This is a genomic window from Chromobacterium haemolyticum, from assembly GCF_009936155.1.
GTDB classification, from domain to species: Bacteria; Pseudomonadota; Gammaproteobacteria; order Burkholderiales; family Chromobacteriaceae; genus Chromobacterium; species Chromobacterium haemolyticum.
The window spans coordinates 2,267,972-2,283,424 of the sequence record NZ_AP019312.1; the positions used below are offsets into that span (position 1 = coordinate 2,267,972).

The following is a 15,453-nucleotide window of genomic DNA, read 5'->3' on the forward strand; positions in this document are numbered from 1 at the left end:
CGGAACGGGGAAAGGTTCCAATGAGAGCATCTCCCACCCTTACCCTTGGTCTGCTGCTGGCCATGCTGGGCCTGGCAGGCCCCAGCCTGGCGCTGGACCTGAATCTCAAACCGGCTCCGACCGAAGCGCCCAGCCCCGCGGCCAAGCCGCCGCCGGGCTGGAGCCAGGGGTATGACAGCAAGCGCTTCAGCTATCCGCCGTCCGAACAAACCCGCAGGCTGGCGGACCAAGCGCTGCGCAGCAAGCAAGAGCCCAAGACGCCGGTGGACTGCCAAAGCCATCCCGGCTATGCCTATTGCCAGCCCAAGGGCGCCGAGCGCGCCTACGCCTCCGCGCCGCCCCAGCCCATGGGCAGCGCAAAGCACTGCGACCAGGACCCCTATGCGCCGCAGTGCGCGGACAGCGCGTTGCAGCTGCACACCCGCAACAGCAATTGCGCGCCGGACGATAGAAACTGCCAGGGGCTGGGTCTCAGCCTCAAGTGGGGCGACTGAGCCGAGGCCCAGGGCTGGACGAGGCCCGGCAAGCGGGTAAACTGCCGGGCATTGATTCCATTGAGTGGCCGGCATGCGCATCCTCCACACCTCGGACTGGCACCTGGGCCAGCATTTCATCGGCAAAACCCGCCTGGCGGAGCATCAGACCTTCATTCATTGGCTGCTGGAGCAGGCGGAAAGCCACCAGGCCGACGCCGTGCTGGTGGCCGGAGACATTTTCGACACCGGCGCGCCGCCCAGCTACGCGCGCGAACTGTACAACGGCCTGATCGCCCAGGCTCACCGTGCCGGCGTGCAACTGGTGCTGTTGGGCGGCAACCACGACTCCGTGGCCACGCTGGCGGAAAGCCGCGCGCTGCTGTCCTATCTGTCCGCTTGCGTGGTGCCGGCCCTGAGCGAAGACCCTGCAGAACAAGTGTTGATCCTCAAACGCCGAGACGGCGAACCGGGCGCGTTGCTGTGCGCGCTGCCCTATATCCGCCCGCGCGACGTGTTGCGCAGCCAGGCGGGCCAGAGCGCGGAGCAAAAGCAGCAATCCTTGCAGGACGCCATCCGAGAACGCTACCAGCAGGTGTACGAGCAGGCGCTCCGCCTGCGCGAGCGGCTGGGCCGGCCGCTACCCATTATTGCCAGCGGCCATCTGACCACGGTGGGCGCCAGCGCCAGCGAATCCGTTCGCGAGATCTACGTTGGCGCGCTGGAGGCCTTCCCCAGCAACGCCTTCCCGCCGGCCGACTACATCGCCCTCGGCCATATCCACCGGCCGCAGAAAGTGGGCGGCCACGAACACATTCATTACAGCGGCTCCCCCATCCCGCTGAGTTTCGACGAAGCCGGCCAGGGCAAGGAGGTGCTCTTGGTGGAGCTGGACGCCCAGGGCTTGCGCGGCGTCACGCCGCTGGAGGTGCCTTGCTTCCAACCCTTGCACTCGGTGCGCGGCAGCCTGGCCCAGCTGCCGGCGTTGTTGGCCGAGGCGGCTGAAGCCGGCTCCGCCGAACGGCCGGTGTGGCTGGAAGTCGTGGTCAGCGCCGACGACTACCTGAGCGATCTGGCCGCCCGCGCGCAGGCGATGTGCGCGGAACTGCCGCTGGAGCTGTTGCGCGTGCGGCGCGAGCGCGGGCAGTCCGCCTCAGGGCTAGTCTCGACCGCCGGCGAAACCCTGGCAGAGCTGACGCCGCTGGACGTGTTCGAGCGCCGGCTGGCGCTGGAAACGCTGGAGCCGCCGTTACAGGAGCAATTGCGCTTGCGCTACCGCGAAATCCTGGCCTCGCTGCAGGAGGAACAGGCATGAAAATCTTGACCCTGCGCCTGAAAAACCTCAATTCGCTGCAAGGAGAGTGGAAGCTGGACTTCAGCGCCGAACCCTTCGCCGGCAGCGGGCTGTTCGCCATCACCGGCCCCACAGGCGCCGGCAAATCCACATTGCTGGACGCCATCTGCCTGGCGCTTTACCACAAGACGCCGCGGCTGGACGCCGTGACCCAGGGCAGCAACGACATCATGAGCCGGCACACCGCGGACTGCCTGGCGGAGGTGGAGTTCGAAGTCAAAGGCCGGCGTTACCGCGCCTTCTGGAGTCAGCGCCGCGCGCGCGACAAGCCGGACGGCGCGCTGCAAGCGCCTAAGGTGGAGCTGGCGGAAGCCGACGGCGAGATCCTCAGCAGCCAGGTGGCGGACAAGCTCAAGCGCATCGAAGCCATCACCGGGCTGGATTACGAGCGCTTCACCAAATCCATGCTGTTGGCGCAAGGCGGCTTTGCCGCCTTCCTCAATGCCGACGCCAATGCGCGGGCCGAATTGCTGGAGGAACTGACCGGCAGCGAAATCTACGGGGTGATCTCGCAGCAGGTGTTTGAACGCGCCCGCGATGCCCGTCAAACCCTGGAGCAATGGCAGGCGCGCGCCGACGGGGTGGAACTGTTGGCGCCGGAGCAGCGTGAGGAAATGGAAGCGAGGCTGGCCGAGCTTGGCGCGGCCTCGCGTCAGGCGCAGGCGGATTGGGAATTGGCGCGCAAGCAGTGGCAGTGGCGCGAAGCTCTTGAGCAGGCGCGGCGTCAGAGCGCGAAAGCCGACGGCGAATGGCGGGAAGCCTGCGAGCGAGAAGCGCAGGCGGAGCCGGAGCTGGCGCGTTTGCGTGGCGACGAACCGGCGCGGCGCATCCAGCCGCAGTGGCGCGAAATGGAACAGGCGCGGGCGGAACTGCGGCGTCTGGAGGCGGAGGGCCAGGCGCTGCGGCAAGAACAAGCGGCGTTGAACACGGGCTGGCAGGCCGGCCACTGGCGAGCCTTGAGCCTGGCCCGTCGGTTGGAGCGGACTGAAGGCGCGCGTCTGGACGCGCTCAAGGCCGTGGCGGATGAGCAAGAGGCGGCCGCCCGGCGTCTGGGGCATCACGCTCGTTTGGGCGAACTGCTGGAACGCTGGCGCGCCGGCTTCGAACAACAGGAACGGTTGCGCCAACAGCGCGACGGCTGCGCCGCGCGCATTGCGGAATTGGACGCGCAAACACTGCGTCAGCGGCGGGACCTGGCGGCCTTGAGCGCGGAAGTCGAGGCGCAGGAGCGGCGAGGCCTCGAGGCCGCCGACCAGCTGCGGCGGGCGGAAGAGAACGGGCGCGCGGCGCTGGACGGCCGCAGCCTGGCCGAATGGCGCGAGCAATGGCAGCTCACGCTGCGGCAAACCACGGTTTTGCGCGGCCTGGCGACGTTGGCCGCCGAACTGAAGCCGCTGGAAGCGCGGCTGGCCGGCCGGCGCGAGGAGAGGGCGGCGCTGGAAGCCGAACATGCCCGCCATGACGCGGACTTGCAGCGGCTGCGCGCCGATTATCGACAGGCGCAGGAGCAAGCGGCGGACAAACGGCGGTTGCTGGAACAGGAACGGCGCATTCTCAGCCTGGAGCAGCACCGGGCCGCTTTGCGGCCGGGCGAACCCTGCCCGCTGTGCGGCGCCAGCGAGCACCCAGCGGTGGCCGCTTATCAGTCCTTGGACATCGGCGCCGCCGAGGCGGCTCTGAACGCCAAGGAGGCCACGCTTGAAGCCCTGCGCGAACAAGGCCAGCAGGCCGCGGCGCAACTGGCGCGAGACAAAGCGCGGCTGCGGCAGTTGGATGAATCGACGGAACAGGAGCAAGCGCGCCGCGAGCGTTTGGCTGAGCAATGGCTGAGCGAGGGCGCGCCCTGGGGGCTGACGGACGGGGACTGGCGCGGGCCCAGGCTGGAACAAGCCAGCCAGGATGCCGAGCGGCTGCAACAGCGGCAGGAAAGCGCGCTGCGCGCCGCGGAACAGGCGGAAGCGGCGCTGGAACAGGCGCGCGGGGACGCGCGGCGTCAGAGCGAGGCCGTCCAGGCGCTGAGCCAGCAGCGGGCGTTGCAACAACAAGGTCTGCAGAACCTGGAACAAAGCCTGCAAACGCTGCGGGGCGAGCTTGCGCAGCGCGAGGCCGAGTTGCGGGAACTGGCCGATGGGCGCGACGCCGACATCGCCGCCGCGGGGTTTGTTGCGCCGGAATCCGGACGGGAGGCGGGCTGGCTGGAACAGCGCGCCGCCGACTGGCAAGCCTGGAAGGATTTGGAGCAGGCACGCCGGCAAGGGGAGGCAGACGCGAAGGCCCAGGCCGCCGCGCATCGGTTGGCCGGCGAACGCGTTGCGGATTGGGAGGCGCGTTGGCGGAAGCTGGAGCTGCCGGACGGCGCGCCCTTGCCGGACGATGCCGACGTCGAGGCCGCTTGGCTGGCCGCCGTCGCGGATTGCGAGGAGCTGGCGCGGAGCTTGGCCCGGAACCGGGGTGCGCTGGAGCGGATGGAAAGCGACGCCGTGCGCCAACGGCAACGCGCGGAGGAGGCGGAGCAGGCTTGGGGCAGGACCTTGGACGCCAGCCCGTTTGCGGACGCCGCCGCCTTCCTGGCGGCGGCCTTGCCGGAGGAGGAGCGCGAGCGTTTGGGCGCATTGAGCCGACAACTGGAACAGGAGCGGCTGCGCGCTGCGGCGCTGCGGCAGCAGGCAACGGAACGGTTGGAAACGCTGGAGCGGGAAAACGTTTCAGACCAGCCAGAGCCGGAGCTGCGCCAGCGAATGGAGGCGCTGGACGCCGAGCGGCAACGCCTGGCCGGCGAGGACGGGGCCTTGCGCGCCTTGCTGAATAATGATGCCGCGCGCCGCGACGGCCAGCGAGAGCTGTTTGCCCGCATCGACAGCCTGCGCGACGAGGCGGATGTCTGGCAGCGGCTGAACGGCTTGATCGGCTCCGCCGCCGGCGACAAATACCGCCGCTTCGCCCAGGGGCTGACGCTGGAGCATCTGGTGGCGCTGGCCAACCGCCATTTGAGCCGGCTGCACGGCCGCTATTGGCTGCGCCGCCGCGCAGACGGCGAGTTGGAGCTGGAAATTGTAGACAGCTGGCAGGCCGACGTGGCGCGGGACACCCGTACCCTCTCCGGCGGGGAAAGCTTCCTGGTCAGCCTGGCGCTGGCACTGGCGCTATCCGACCTGGCCAGTCACAAAACCTCGATCGATTCCCTGTTTCTGGACGAAGGCTTCGGCACCCTGGACGGCGAAACGCTGGAACTGGCGCTGGACGCCTTGGACGCGCTCAACGCCGGCGGCAAGACCATAGGCGTGATCAGCCATGTGGAGGCGCTGAAGGAGCGCATCCCGGTGCAGATCCGGGTCAGCCGCGCGGGCGGCGCCGGTTGCTCCGTACTGGCGGTAAGCGGCTGAGAACCCGTTCATGGTCTGCTTCGCGTAGAACGCCTTGCCTCGCTCTTGCCCGCAAGAGCATAAAGGCGTTCTATTGGGCAGATTCAGCCGGCGGCGAAGTCGGAGAGGGCCGCGCCGTCCATCCGGTAGCGCACCCATTCCGCCTGCGGCTTGGCGCCGATGGACAGGTAGAAATCGATGGCCGGCTGGTTCCAGTCCAGCACGCTCCATTCAAAGCGGCCGCAGCCTTGCTCCACCGCCAGCTGTGCCAGGCGGCGCAGCATCAGCTTGCCGGCGCCGCCGCCGCGCTGCAGCGGCGAAATATACAGATCCTCCAGGTACAGCCCCTTCTTGGCTTGCCAGGTGGAGTAGCTGAAGAAGTAGACGGCGTAGCCGGCCGGCTCGCCGTCCACTTCGCAGATCAACGCCCGCGCCGGGCTGTCCGCGCCAAACAGACTGGCGACGATGCCGGCCTCGGTGGCGGCAACCTGATCGCCGGCGCGTTCGTAAACGGCCAGCTCCTTGATAAAGCGCAGAATCAGCCCGGCGTCTTGGGCCTGGGCGGGACGGATGTGGATGGACATGGGCGGGGCCTGAATCGTAGTGAACGGATAAGCCGCTATACTACGGCCAAGACAAAATGCATGTGCTGCATTGTTTTCAATTCATGATGAACATTTTGCATTCCGATCTGCGCCGTTTGGATCTCAACCTGCTGCTGGTCTTCGACGCGCTGCTGCGCCAGCGCTCGGTCAGCGCCGCCGCCGACGAACTGGCGATGAGCCCGTCCGCGTTCAGCCACGCGCTGGCGCGGCTGCGGGCCGCCTTGGGCGACGATCTCTTCGTCCGCATCGGCAATGCGATGCAGCCCACGGCCTACGCCGAGCGGCTGGCCGGCGCGGTGAGCGCCGCGCTGGAAACGCTGTCGCAAGGGCTGGCTCAGGCCGGCGGTTTTCAGCCGGAACGCAGCGAGCGCGCCTTCGTGATGGCGGTGACCGACTACACCGCCTTCGCGGTGATGCCGCGCCTGCTGGCGGGTTTGCAGCGGGCCGCGCCGCGGCTGCGATTCAAGCTGGTGCACTCGCGCGGCCGCGAGTCCGCCGAGGATCTGGCCGCCGGCCGCATCGACTTCGCCCTGGGCTATGTAGAAGACATCGCGGAACCCGCTGCCGGGATCGAAAGCTTCGATTGGCTGGAGGACCGCTACGTGGCCATCGTCAGCCGCGCCCACCCCGACATTCGCGGCAGCCTCAGCCTGGAGCAATACCTGGCGGCGCGCCACGTGGTAGTGACGCCGTGGGGCGAAACCCGCGGCGGCATCGATCGGGCGCTGGAGCGGCGGGGCCTGCGCCGCGACGTGGCGCTGCAACTGCCGTCGGTGCTGGCTGCGCCTTTCATCATCGCGGAGTCAGACTGGGTCATGACCCTGCCGCGGCTGGCGGCTGAGGCCTTGAGCCAGGCCGCGCCCATCGTCGTCCACCCCGCGCCTTTCGATATTCCGTCCTACACCCTCAAGGTCTATAGTCACGCCCGGCACGGCCGCAGCGCCGCCCATGATTGGCTGCGCGCGCAATTGCGCGCCTGCGCGCCCTTGCTCCAGGACTAGCCGATCCTCGTCGCCTTGATATCGGTCATAGCCTTTCCCATGAGGGAAAACCCCCTGGGCGCAATGACAGGCTCGGCGTTGCTTGAGCCCGCAATGTGCTTATCATGTGGCTTCAACCATGCGCGGCCAAGACGGGCCATCGCCCAGGGCTGCTGCGAGAGGAGAAGCCGATGCAAGCAGAATGGAGCGGCCTGGACCGCTATTACACCGCGGCGCTGCAGGTAGAGGACAGCGCCTTGAACAGCGCCTTGTCGGCCAACGCCGCCGCCGGCCTGCCGGCGCAGGACGTGTCGCCGCTGCAAGGGCGCGGCGGGTGCTGGAGATCGGCACCCTGGGCGGCTACAGCACCATCTGGCTGGCGCGGGCGCTGCCGGCCGACGGCCGGGTGGTGACGCTGGAGGCCAACCCCGCGCATGCGGACACCGCGCGGGCTAATCTGGCCGCCGCCGGTGTGGCGGAGAAGGTTGAGCTGTGCGAAGGGCCGGCGCTGGACAGCCTGCCGCTGCTGGCCGGGGGCGAACCCTTCGACCTGATCTTCATCGACGCCGACAAGCCCAATAATCCGGCTTATCTGGAGTGGGCCTTGAAGCTGGCGCGGCCCGGCGCCGCCATCGTCGGCGACAATGTGGCGCGCGGCGGCGCGGTGGCCAATGTGGTCAGCCAGGACCCCAGCGTGCGCGGCGTACGCCGTTTCCTGGAAGACATGGGCGCCGAGCCGCGGCTGACCGCCACCGCGCTGCAGACGGTAGGCGTCAAGGGTTGGGACGGGTTTTCCATCGCCATCGTCAATGAAATGGCCTGAGAACCTGTTTACGATCTGCCGCGCCTCGTGAGACGTGACACGGCGAGTACCCCTTCGAAATGCTCATGTACCGTGTGTACACTCCGCTTTCTCAGCGGTTTTCGCCTTGTCTCACCTTAGCTCGCAAGATCGTAAACACGTTCTGAGCGCCGGCTCGCGGGAAGGCAAACCGGCGGCCTTGCTCAAGAGCAGGCGGAATCCAGTGCCGGTTGCGCGGCGGTCTCCTCCGGCTGCGCTTGGCCGGCTCCGCGCAGGAACAGCGCCACCACCAGCGCGCTGAGCACGGTCAGGACGGACAGCACCGTCAACAGCCGCTGGAAAGCGGCTGCGTAGCTCAGGCTCAAGGTTTCCGGCGACAGGCCGGGCAACAGCTCGCCGGCGGCGGACAGCTTGCCCAAGGCGCCCTGGCTGGCGGCCGCGGCCAGAGTCTGCGGCTCCACCGTGGACACAGCGGCCAGCCGCTGTTGCAGCAGCGCCGCCAGCAGCGCGCCCACCAGGGCCAGCGCAATGCCTTCGCCCGCCACCCGCGTGGTGCTGAAAATCCCGGCGGCCATGCCGGCGCGCTCCTTGGGCACCACGCTGACAGCCAGGCCATCCATCAAGCCCCAGGGCAGACTGATGCCCACGCCTATCAGCAGCAAGGGCCACAGCGTCTGCTGCAACGTGGACAGTTGCGGGTAACGGCTCAGCCACCACAGCCCCAGCGCGCACAGCAGCAAGCCGCCGGCGGACAAAGCCGCGGCAGAAAACCAGCGCGTCAGCCAGGCCGCGCACAACGGCAGCGCCAGCATGGGCGCGGACAAGGCCAGCATCACCCGGCCGGCCTCCGCCTCGCTAACGCCCTCCGCGGCCACCAGGCGCAGCGGCAACAGCACCAGCAACACCACAAAGGCGTAAGCCGGCGCGGCGGCCAGGCATTGGACGCCAACGAAGCGCGGGTAACGGAACAGGCTCAGGTCCAGCATCGGGCGCGCCGCGCGGCGCTCCAGCGTCACGAATAGCCAGAACGCCGCCGCGGACCCCAGCAGCAGGCCAATCACCAGCGGGCTGTTCCAGCCCCGCTCCGGCGCGGCCAGCGCGCCGTAAGTCAGCAGGCTCAGCGCCAGCGTGAAGCTGAGCGCGCCCGGCCAGTCCAGGCCAGTGGCCTGCGGATCGCGCGATTCGCGCATGCAATAAGCGGCCAGCCCCAAGGCGAGCAGCCCCACCAAGCCGGCCAGCGCGAAAATCGCGCGCCAGCCCAAGGCCTGAATCAGAAGGCCGCACAGCAAGGGGCCGAAGGCCAGGCCGATGCCGAAGGTGGTGCCTATCAGGCTGAAGGCGCGCGTGCGCGCCGCGCCGGCGAAGCTTTGCGCCAGCGCCGCCAGTCCGCTGGCGAAGGACAGCGCCGCGCCCAGGCCCTGGACCGCGCGCCATATATCCAGCCATAGCAGGCTGCCCACCAGGAACAAGCCCAGCGAGGACAGCGAGAACAAACCGACGCCAAGCAGAAACACCCGTTTGCGGCCGTATTGATCGGCCAGCGCGCCGGCCGCCATCAGGCTGCCGCCGAAGGTGAGCATGAAAGCGTTGGTGACCCAGGTCAGCGCCTGAGCGCTGCCGCCCAGTTCGCGGCCTATCGCCGTCAGCGCCAGCGCCGGGCCGGTGAAGCTGAGCGGCATGGTCAGCGCGGCCAGGCACACGGCGGCCAGGGTTAGAAGATGGGCGCCTTGGGAGGGCGCCGGTTTGGAAAGCTGCATGAGTTCGCCTTTTCAAAGAGTGGGACAAGCGCCCGCGCGCTGCTTGCGGGCGGATACGGATGGTCATTGGGCGAAAACATGATAATTTGGCGGCAATTGACGAAAAATAGGCTATCCGTCCAAACTAGGCGGACAAAAACTCCGCAATAAGGGCGTTTCATGGATAGTTTGAGCGGCTTGGCCGCCTTTGTGCGCGCCGCCGAGGCGCAAAGCTTCGTCGGCGCCGGCCGCGCGCTGGGGGTGTCCTCGTCCGCCGTGGGCAAGAGCGTGGCGCGGTTGGAAGAGAAGCTGGGGGTGCGGCTGTTCCAGCGCAGCACCCGCCACGTGCGGCTGACGGCGGAGGGCGAGCTGTTCTACGAACGCTGCCGCCGCATCCTGGACGACATTGACGACGCCGAGGCCGAACTGGCGCTCAGTCGCGCCACGCCGCGCGGCAAGCTGCGGGTCAGCCTGCCGGTGATAGGCTATCGCATGCTGCTGCCCATCCTGCCGGACTTCATGCAGCGTTATCCGGAAGTGGAGCTGGACCTGGATTTTTCCGATCGCATGGTGGACGTGATAGAAGAGGGCCTGGACGCGGTGGTGCGCAGCGGCCCGCTGGCGGATTCCCGGCTGATGGCGCGGCCCTTGGGGCCGTTCCGCCTGCTGGTGGTGGGCTCGCCCGGCTATCTGCGCGAGCGCGGCACGCCGCAAAGCCCGGAGGACCTGGCCCAGCACGCCTGCCTGCGCTACCGCTTCCCCAGCACCGGCAAGCTGCAAGCCTGGGCGCTGGACGGCGCGCCGGCCGGCCAGGACTGGCCGCCCAGCAGCGCCATGAGCTGCAACAATATCGAGGCGCTGATCTGCGCCGCCAGCCAGGACCAGGGCCTGGCGTATCTGCCGGACTTCATCGTGCGCGACGCGCTGGCCGCCGGCCGGCTGCAAACCGTATTGGCGCCTTATTTGAACCAGACCGGCCTGTTTCACGTGGTATGGCCATCCAGCCGCCAGCTATCGCCCAAGCTGCGCGTCTTCGTCGATTTTCTGTGCCAGCGCTTGTTCGCGCGGCCGGAGGAGGGCGCTGTCGTGTTGCCTACACGCCGCGCTGGCGGCGGAACGCCCACCAGCCGGCCAGCAGGCTGAAGCTGGCCACCAGCAGCACCAGCACCCAAAAGCCGTGTGGATGATTGGCCAGCGGCACGCCGCCCACGTTCATGCCGAAGAAGCCGGCGACGATATTGATGGGCAACGCCAGCACCGTGACCAGGGTCAGCGTGAACAGGGTGCGGTTGCTCTGCTCGTTCAGGCGCGCGGCCAGCTCTTCCTGCAAGAGCTTGATGCGCTCCACCAGCGCTGACAGGTCGTTCAGCGTCAACGCGAACTCCTCCGAAGACTGGCGCAGCGCCTGCGCGTCGGCGGCGTCCAGCCAGGCCGGTGGCCGGTTCAGCAGCCGGAACAGCGCGCTGGGCTCCGGGGCCAGCAGGCGTTGCAAGCGCACCAAGGAGCGGCGCATCGCCGCCAACTGCGCGCGCTGATCGTCCAGCCTTTGCGCCAGCAGCCTGTCCTCCAGCACATCCACCTGCGCGCCGCTGGCGCGCACGATGCCGGCCAGCGCGTCAGCCTGGTTCTGCAGCAAGTGCACCAGCAAGGCCGCCGGCGAACGGAAGGCCGCGCCGCCGCGCACCGCCGCGCGCAGCCGGTCCACCGAGTGCAGCGGCTTGACCCGCGCGGTGATCAGCACCCGCGGCTGCGCATGCGCCCACAGGGTGGCGATGTCCGACGAGGCCAGGCCAAAGCTGAAGGCCACATCGTTGATCACCGCCAGCAAGGCCTGATCCAGCAACTCGATGCGGGTGGAGTTGGAGCCGCCGCGCAGCGCCTCGAAGAAATCCTCCTGCAGCGGCAAGGCCGCGCGCAGCCAGCGCTCGCTGGCGGCATTGGCCAGATTGAAATGCAGCCACAGAAAGGCGTCGCCGTCCGGCGGCGCGCGCAGCCAGGCCTGAGCCTGGGCGGAATCAATCTCCGCGCCGGCGCCGTCCGGATGAAAACAAAAACCGCAGATCAGCCCGGCCTGGTCCGAGCCGTATTGTTGCTGTGCGATGGGGTGGTTCATGGCGCGCGGCCGACATGGTGGGATACGGTACAGCTTAGGCGCGGTGGATGACGGAATGGTGACGGTGAGATGAAGGGGCCGGCGCATGCGCGCTGACGAGCGAGGCTCAGTATTTGAAATACATCACGCCGAATGCGCCGGGGTCGTCTGGTTTGCGCTTTGTCGCTTTGGGAAGATCGATGTTGTCGGGGGCCGGCAGTTCCAAGGCTTTAAAGACTTGGGTGGCGGCGCGAACGTACATCATGGACCTCTTGCCCGTTGAGAAAGAGTAGCCGCCCAGAATGCCAAATATCACGAGAATGGCATAAATGTATCCGGTCTCTAAAAACAAGTAGGGCGCTTTACTGCCGCTAATGAAGTCAAAAATCACGGCCACGAGGGGAATCAGTATGCCTACTGAAAAAGAGGAGGACAGCAGCCTTCATTTGATCAAGGTTTTGATGTGTGCTGCTTTCCCTCTGGAACAATGGGAGTAAATCGCAATAACTCTATTCTTTAGCCGAGCTATCGCGATGATTTCAAAACAGCCGTCCCGTTGCGTCCCAATCCGTTCGACTTCATCGCCATCCTGAAAAAGGCTAAACCAGACCAGCCTTTGGCCGGCGGACCATTGACCTCATTCCCACAGAGTCGGCCTGCTCGTGTAAATTACTGGCATCCCTGGCGGTGCTAGCCCATGCCGGCAGCACCAGCCAGGTCCCCTACAAAACCCATAGGTGTTGTTAACGAGTCGTAGGAAGGTTTTTGTTGATTTTGTTATTAATCCAAGAAAGCAAGGGTTGTTCAATATGCCTAAAGCACGCAATGCCTGAGCATACCATGAGTGTGACGCAAATTAAAAATTGGATTGTTATATTTTGGGTGATGAAAGGCAGGGTGCGGTATGCGTCGAATCTAAAAAACCAATGGGTCAGGTATATTGAGTATGACGCATCGCCAAGCATGATAAAAAATGGATATTTATCCCAGTTGATATGGTTGTCGATGTTTAAAAATCCTAGCAAAAGTAATGCGGAGGGGATGCCCCAGATGAATAGCCTTGCAAACCCACCGGCCTCGTAAGCGTATTTTGCGGCTATAATTATGGTTAAAAATGAAAAAATTATAAAAACGTAACCCCAGGTTTGGTTGATGGTTGTTTTTTTCCAAATATAAAACACAACAATGCCGAGAAAAAATTCCAGCAGCTGTGGTGAATATATTTCAAAGTAGATAAGTAAGGCAATAGACAGGCTGTATGCAAGGGTAAGTGTTTGGGTGGTGATGTTTTTGTGTTTGAAGTGCAGCGCTATAAAGAAAACAAACACATAAAATATGAACTCATAGTTAAGAGTCCAGCCAACATTTAAAAATGGTTGCGTGATTCCATCGGGGCCGGCGGCATTGATGAATAGAAGAGATTTTGCGAGGTGTGGAATCCATTCGTGAGCCAGAAATGCAGGGGACCATCTTATGAATACATACAAAAAAAACATTAAGGACCAAAACCAATATATTGGAACCACTCTTATGGTTCTGGCTAATATAAATCTACTGGGTGTTAAGTCTTTATTTGATAAAATATAGCACATCAAAAAGCCGCTGATGACAAAAAAGATGTCAACGCCAGCACCTCCCGCTATGAGGAAAGAAGGGAATCGGTTTGGCGGGAAGTTATTCAGCTCGTGTGCTGGGATAAATTGAAATGCATGGATTAGGACGACCATTACAGCGGCGATACCCCTTAAGAACTGCACGGATTTAATATTTTTATTTTGTTTCATTTTTCCCGCTTTGGTTTCCATGTTGTGAATCATTATGATGTTTGCGATAAATCGCCAATTTCTGTGACGTAGTTGCTCCGCTTCTCCCTCGAGTCGTCACTTGAAATTGCCCCCCTCCTGCAAACCGAACGGTCAAATTTAGACGCTTCCGGCTTCAAGGCGAGCAAGTCGGAACTTGCTCGGGGTCTGGCCGCCCAGCAATCTGTGCGGCCTGAATTCGTTGTAACCCTGTCGCCAGCGCTCGATTTTGTCACGCGCATCATCCATCGATCAAGTAGATTGGGCCGGCGCTGTTTGAGTCCATCACTCGGCAGATCGTCCGGCGAGGGCCAGACAAGCCCACGTTATCGTGTAAGGGTGGGCGGAAGAAGCCGCGTTGTCGCCGAGCTGATCAATCCCCTTGAAATGTGCCGATTAGTTCTACTTCATCTCCATTTTTAAATGGGCTAAACCATACCCAACCTTTGGCGGGTTGCCCATTGATTTTCATCTCAACATAGTCGGCCTGCTCGCGTAAGTTGGCTGCATCCCTGGCGGTTCTGGCCGCGATGCCGGCAGCACCAGCCAGTGCACCCGCAATGGCTGTCAGCCCCATGATGTTGCGGTCACGATCAGTAAAGAAGAAGTTGGCCATTTCCCGTGTTTTCTTGTAGTGGGAGATTTTGCCGCTGATTTTGCCTAGCTCTGTAGAGGGAGTAAGGGGCGCTAAGCTGTTTTGAAGTGTCATGACTAGAGCATGGCTTAGTAGTTGAAGTACATTACACCGAATACGCCGGGGTCACCCGGTTTGCGTTTTGTATATTTAGGTAGGTTGATATTGTCAGGATCTTGTAAATCTAATGCTTTAAAAACTTGAGTGGCGGCGTATACATACATCATGAATTTTCTTCCGGTGACGAGCGAGTATGTCCCTAGGAATAAATACATAAATATAGTCGCATACAAATACTCTGCTCCAAAAAAAGAGAACAGTTTCTCTTTCCCCCCCGATAAGAGCAAATATTGTAAATAATATCGGGATAAATATTGCTACCAAGAAAGTTGTTGCTATGAGCCACCACTTGATGATGGTGCTGATGTGAGATTTTTTGCCGCGAGAGCAATGTGGGTATAGGGCAATGGTGCGGTCTTGAGGTCTCGCAATGGCGATGATTTCAAAGTAGCCCTCTTGGAATGTGCCGATTAGTTCTACTTCATCTCCATTTTTAAACGGGCTAAACCATACCCAGCCTTTTGCGGGGTGCCCATTAACTTCCATCTCAACGTAGTCGGCCTGCTCGCGTAAGTTGGCTGCATCCCTGGCGGTGCTAGCTGCCATGCCGGCGGCTCCAGCCAGAGCTCCTGCAATGGCAGACAAACCCATGATGTTACGGTCATGGTCGGTAAAGAAAAAGTTGGCCATCTCTCGCGTTTTTTTGTAGCGGGAAATCTTGCCGCTGATTTTGCTTAGCTCTGTTGTTGGTGCAAGAGGCGCTAAGCTGTCGGGTGATGACGAAGTCATGCCTGGGGCTTAGTAGTTGAAATACATCACGCCGAATGCGCCAGGATCGCCTGGCTTGCGTTTTGTGCGTTTGGGTAGGTCGATGTGGTCAGGGTCTTGTAGGTCCATCACTTTAAAAATACGTGTTGCTGCATGTACATACATCATAAATTTTTTCCCTGTAACATACGCGTACGCCCCAAAAATGGCATAAACTGCTGCACATACATAAATGTAATCGAAATCTATTAAACTAAAAATTTCGTCTTTACCAGAAATTAAATCAAAAAAACCAAAAACAAGAGGGGCTAATATTGCAACCAAAAAAGATACTGACAGAAACCACCATTTGAATACGGTTTTGATATGTGCAGTTTTGCCACGGGAACAGTGTGGGTACAGTGCGATAACTTTGTCTTTGGGGCGGGTCACTGCGATTATTTCAAAATAATCATTCTGCTGTGTGCCAATAATCTCTACTTCATCACCATCTTTAAATGGGCTGAACCATACCCAGCCTTTGGCTAGTTGTCCATTGATCTTCATTTCGATGTAGTCTGCTTGTTCTCTTAGATTGGCTGCGTCGCGTGCTGTGCTCGCAGCAATGCCTGCCGCACCTGCAAGAGCCCCAGCTATAGCGGACAAGCCCATTATGCTGCGATCGCGGTCAGTGAAAAAAAAATTGGCCATTTCTCTAGATTTTTTGTAGTGAGTAATGCGGCCTTTTATTTTTTCTAGATTAGTGTTTTGACTAGATTCTATTGTGCTGATCATGTGTATGGTGC

Annotated in this window: 16 protein-coding genes; 7 read left to right on the top strand and 9 right to left on the bottom strand. The window is 62.6% G+C overall.

Annotated elements, in window-relative coordinates; genetic code table 11:
- Positions 1-20 precede the first annotated feature (20 nt).
- The 3 genes from GYH29_RS10295 (at position 21) to GYH29_RS10305 (ending at position 5,210) form a co-directional block, all read left to right on the top strand.
- A complete protein-coding gene (locus GYH29_RS10295) occupies positions 21-494 on the top strand; it encodes a hypothetical protein (protein ID WP_141113088.1) in 474 nt (157 codons plus the stop codon).
- Positions 495-567: 73 nt separating this feature from the next.
- Positions 568-1,788: an exonuclease subunit SbcD gene (gene sbcD, locus GYH29_RS10300; protein ID WP_161523643.1), complete on the top strand. Its 1,221-nt coding sequence runs from the start codon at positions 568-570 to the stop codon at positions 1,786-1,788.
- Positions 1,785-5,210, top strand: a complete 3,426-nt coding sequence (locus tag GYH29_RS10305) for an AAA family ATPase (RefSeq protein ID WP_161523644.1) — start codon at positions 1,785-1,787, stop codon at positions 5,208-5,210. Before sbcD ends, GYH29_RS10305 begins: the two co-directional genes overlap by 4 nt.
- 83 nt (positions 5,211-5,293) lie before the next feature.
- Here GYH29_RS10305 and GYH29_RS10310 read toward each other — a convergent pair whose 3' ends face one another.
- Entirely contained in the window at positions 5,294-5,773 is a 480-nt protein-coding gene (locus tag GYH29_RS10310) for a GNAT family N-acetyltransferase (RefSeq protein WP_019104071.1), read from the bottom strand.
- Positions 5,774-5,856: 83 nt separating this feature from the next.
- Here GYH29_RS10310 and GYH29_RS10315 point away from each other — a divergent pair, with 83 nt between their 5' ends.
- From GYH29_RS10315 to GYH29_RS10320, 3 genes are all read left to right on the top strand, one after another.
- Positions 5,857-6,795 carry a LysR family transcriptional regulator gene (locus GYH29_RS10315; RefSeq protein WP_231138196.1) on the top strand — a complete coding sequence of 313 codons (939 nt, stop codon included), beginning with the start codon at positions 5,857-5,859 and terminating at the stop codon, positions 6,793-6,795.
- Positions 6,796-6,965: 170 nt separating this feature from the next.
- Complete coding sequence (locus GYH29_RS24660) at positions 6,966-7,187, top strand: hypothetical protein (protein WP_198001660.1); 222 nt, start codon at positions 6,966-6,968, stop codon at positions 7,185-7,187.
- Positions 7,109-7,597: an O-methyltransferase gene (locus GYH29_RS10320; protein WP_198001661.1), complete on the top strand. Its 489-nt coding sequence runs from the start codon at positions 7,109-7,111 to the stop codon at positions 7,595-7,597. The genes GYH29_RS24660 and GYH29_RS10320 overlap by 79 nt, the downstream gene beginning before the upstream one ends.
- Positions 7,598-7,779: 182 nt before the next feature.
- On the opposite strand, the gene GYH29_RS10325 is transcribed toward GYH29_RS10320, so the two are convergent.
- Complete coding sequence (locus GYH29_RS10325) at positions 7,780-9,333, bottom strand: MFS transporter (protein WP_161523645.1); 1,554 nt, start codon at positions 9,331-9,333, stop codon at positions 7,780-7,782.
- Positions 9,334-9,492: 159 nt separating this feature from the next.
- Between GYH29_RS10325 and GYH29_RS10330 the strand changes: the two genes are divergently transcribed.
- Positions 9,493-10,455, top strand: coding sequence for a LysR family transcriptional regulator (locus tag GYH29_RS10330; protein WP_019104076.1), 963 nt, complete (start codon positions 9,493-9,495; stop codon positions 10,453-10,455).
- On the opposite strand, the gene GYH29_RS10335 is transcribed toward GYH29_RS10330, so the two are convergent.
- The 7 genes from GYH29_RS10335 to GYH29_RS10365 form a co-directional block, all read right to left on the bottom strand.
- Entirely contained in the window at positions 10,406-11,425 is a 1,020-nt protein-coding gene (locus GYH29_RS10335; RefSeq protein ID WP_019104077.1) for a transporter, read from the bottom strand. The two genes, GYH29_RS10330 and GYH29_RS10335, sit on opposite strands and share 50 nt — an antisense overlap.
- A 106-nt stretch (positions 11,426-11,531) precedes the next feature.
- The gene (locus tag GYH29_RS10340; RefSeq protein ID WP_161523646.1) at positions 11,532-11,801 is read right to left on the bottom strand and encodes a hypothetical protein; all 270 of its coding nucleotides are present in this window, start codon (positions 11,799-11,801) and stop codon (positions 11,532-11,534) included.
- 346 nt (positions 11,802-12,147) lie between these two features.
- Positions 12,148-13,209: an acyltransferase family protein gene (locus GYH29_RS10345; protein ID WP_161523647.1), complete on the bottom strand. Its 1,062-nt coding sequence runs from the start codon at positions 13,207-13,209 to the stop codon at positions 12,148-12,150.
- Positions 13,210-13,326: 117 nt separating this feature from the next.
- A complete protein-coding gene (locus GYH29_RS25155) occupies positions 13,327-13,455 on the bottom strand; it encodes an integrase core domain-containing protein (RefSeq protein WP_081576514.1) in 129 nt (42 codons plus the stop codon).
- 124 nt (positions 13,456-13,579) lie between these two features.
- Positions 13,580-13,915: a putative type VI secretion system effector gene (locus GYH29_RS10355; protein ID WP_152596973.1), complete on the bottom strand. Its 336-nt coding sequence runs from the start codon at positions 13,913-13,915 to the stop codon at positions 13,580-13,582.
- A gap of 117 nt (positions 13,916-14,032) precedes the next feature.
- On the bottom strand, positions 14,033-14,689 hold the full coding sequence (locus GYH29_RS10360) for a putative type VI secretion system effector (protein WP_161523648.1): 657 nt from the start codon (positions 14,687-14,689) through the stop codon (positions 14,033-14,035).
- A 9-nt stretch (positions 14,690-14,698) separates the two neighbouring features.
- Positions 14,699-15,442, bottom strand: a complete 744-nt coding sequence (locus tag GYH29_RS10365) for a putative type VI secretion system effector (protein WP_152596975.1) — start codon at positions 15,440-15,442, stop codon at positions 14,699-14,701.
- Between the last annotated feature and the right edge of the window lie 11 nt (positions 15,443-15,453).

Excerpts from the sequence above, each read along its gene's own strand:
- GYH29_RS10295 (WP_141113088.1), top strand. The coding sequence starts at position 21 with ATGAGAGCATCTCCCACCCTTACCCTTGGTCTGCTGCTGGCCATGCTG.
- sbcD (WP_161523643.1), top strand. The coding sequence starts at position 568 with ATGCGCATCCTCCACACCTCGGACTGGCACCTGGGCCAGCATTTCATC.
- GYH29_RS10305 (WP_161523644.1), top strand. The coding sequence starts at position 1,785 with ATGAAAATCTTGACCCTGCGCCTGAAAAACCTCAATTCGCTGCAAGGA.
- GYH29_RS10310 (WP_019104071.1), bottom strand. The coding sequence starts at position 5,773 with ATGTCCATCCACATCCGTCCCGCCCAGGCCCAAGACGCCGGGCTGATT.
- GYH29_RS10315 (WP_231138196.1), top strand. The coding sequence starts at position 5,857 with ATGATGAACATTTTGCATTCCGATCTGCGCCGTTTGGATCTCAACCTG.
- GYH29_RS24660 (WP_198001660.1), top strand. The coding sequence starts at position 6,966 with ATGCAAGCAGAATGGAGCGGCCTGGACCGCTATTACACCGCGGCGCTG.
- GYH29_RS10325 (WP_161523645.1), bottom strand. The coding sequence starts at position 9,333 with ATGCAGCTTTCCAAACCGGCGCCCTCCCAAGGCGCCCATCTTCTAACC.
- GYH29_RS10330 (WP_019104076.1), top strand. The coding sequence starts at position 9,493 with ATGGATAGTTTGAGCGGCTTGGCCGCCTTTGTGCGCGCCGCCGAGGCG.
- GYH29_RS10335 (WP_019104077.1), bottom strand. The coding sequence starts at position 11,425 with ATGAACCACCCCATCGCACAGCAACAATACGGCTCGGACCAGGCCGGG.
- GYH29_RS10345 (WP_161523647.1), bottom strand. The coding sequence starts at position 13,209 with ATGGAAACCAAAGCGGGAAAAATGAAACAAAATAAAAATATTAAATCC.
- GYH29_RS25155 (WP_081576514.1), bottom strand. The coding sequence starts at position 13,455 with ATGGATGATGCGCGTGACAAAATCGAGCGCTGGCGACAGGGTTACAAC.
- GYH29_RS10355 (WP_152596973.1), bottom strand. The coding sequence starts at position 13,915 with ATGACACTTCAAAACAGCTTAGCGCCCCTTACTCCCTCTACAGAGCTA.
- GYH29_RS10360 (WP_161523648.1), bottom strand. The coding sequence starts at position 14,689 with ATGACTTCGTCATCACCCGACAGCTTAGCGCCTCTTGCACCAACAACA.
- GYH29_RS10365 (WP_152596975.1), bottom strand. The coding sequence starts at position 15,442 with ATGATCAGCACAATAGAATCTAGTCAAAACACTAATCTAGAAAAAATA.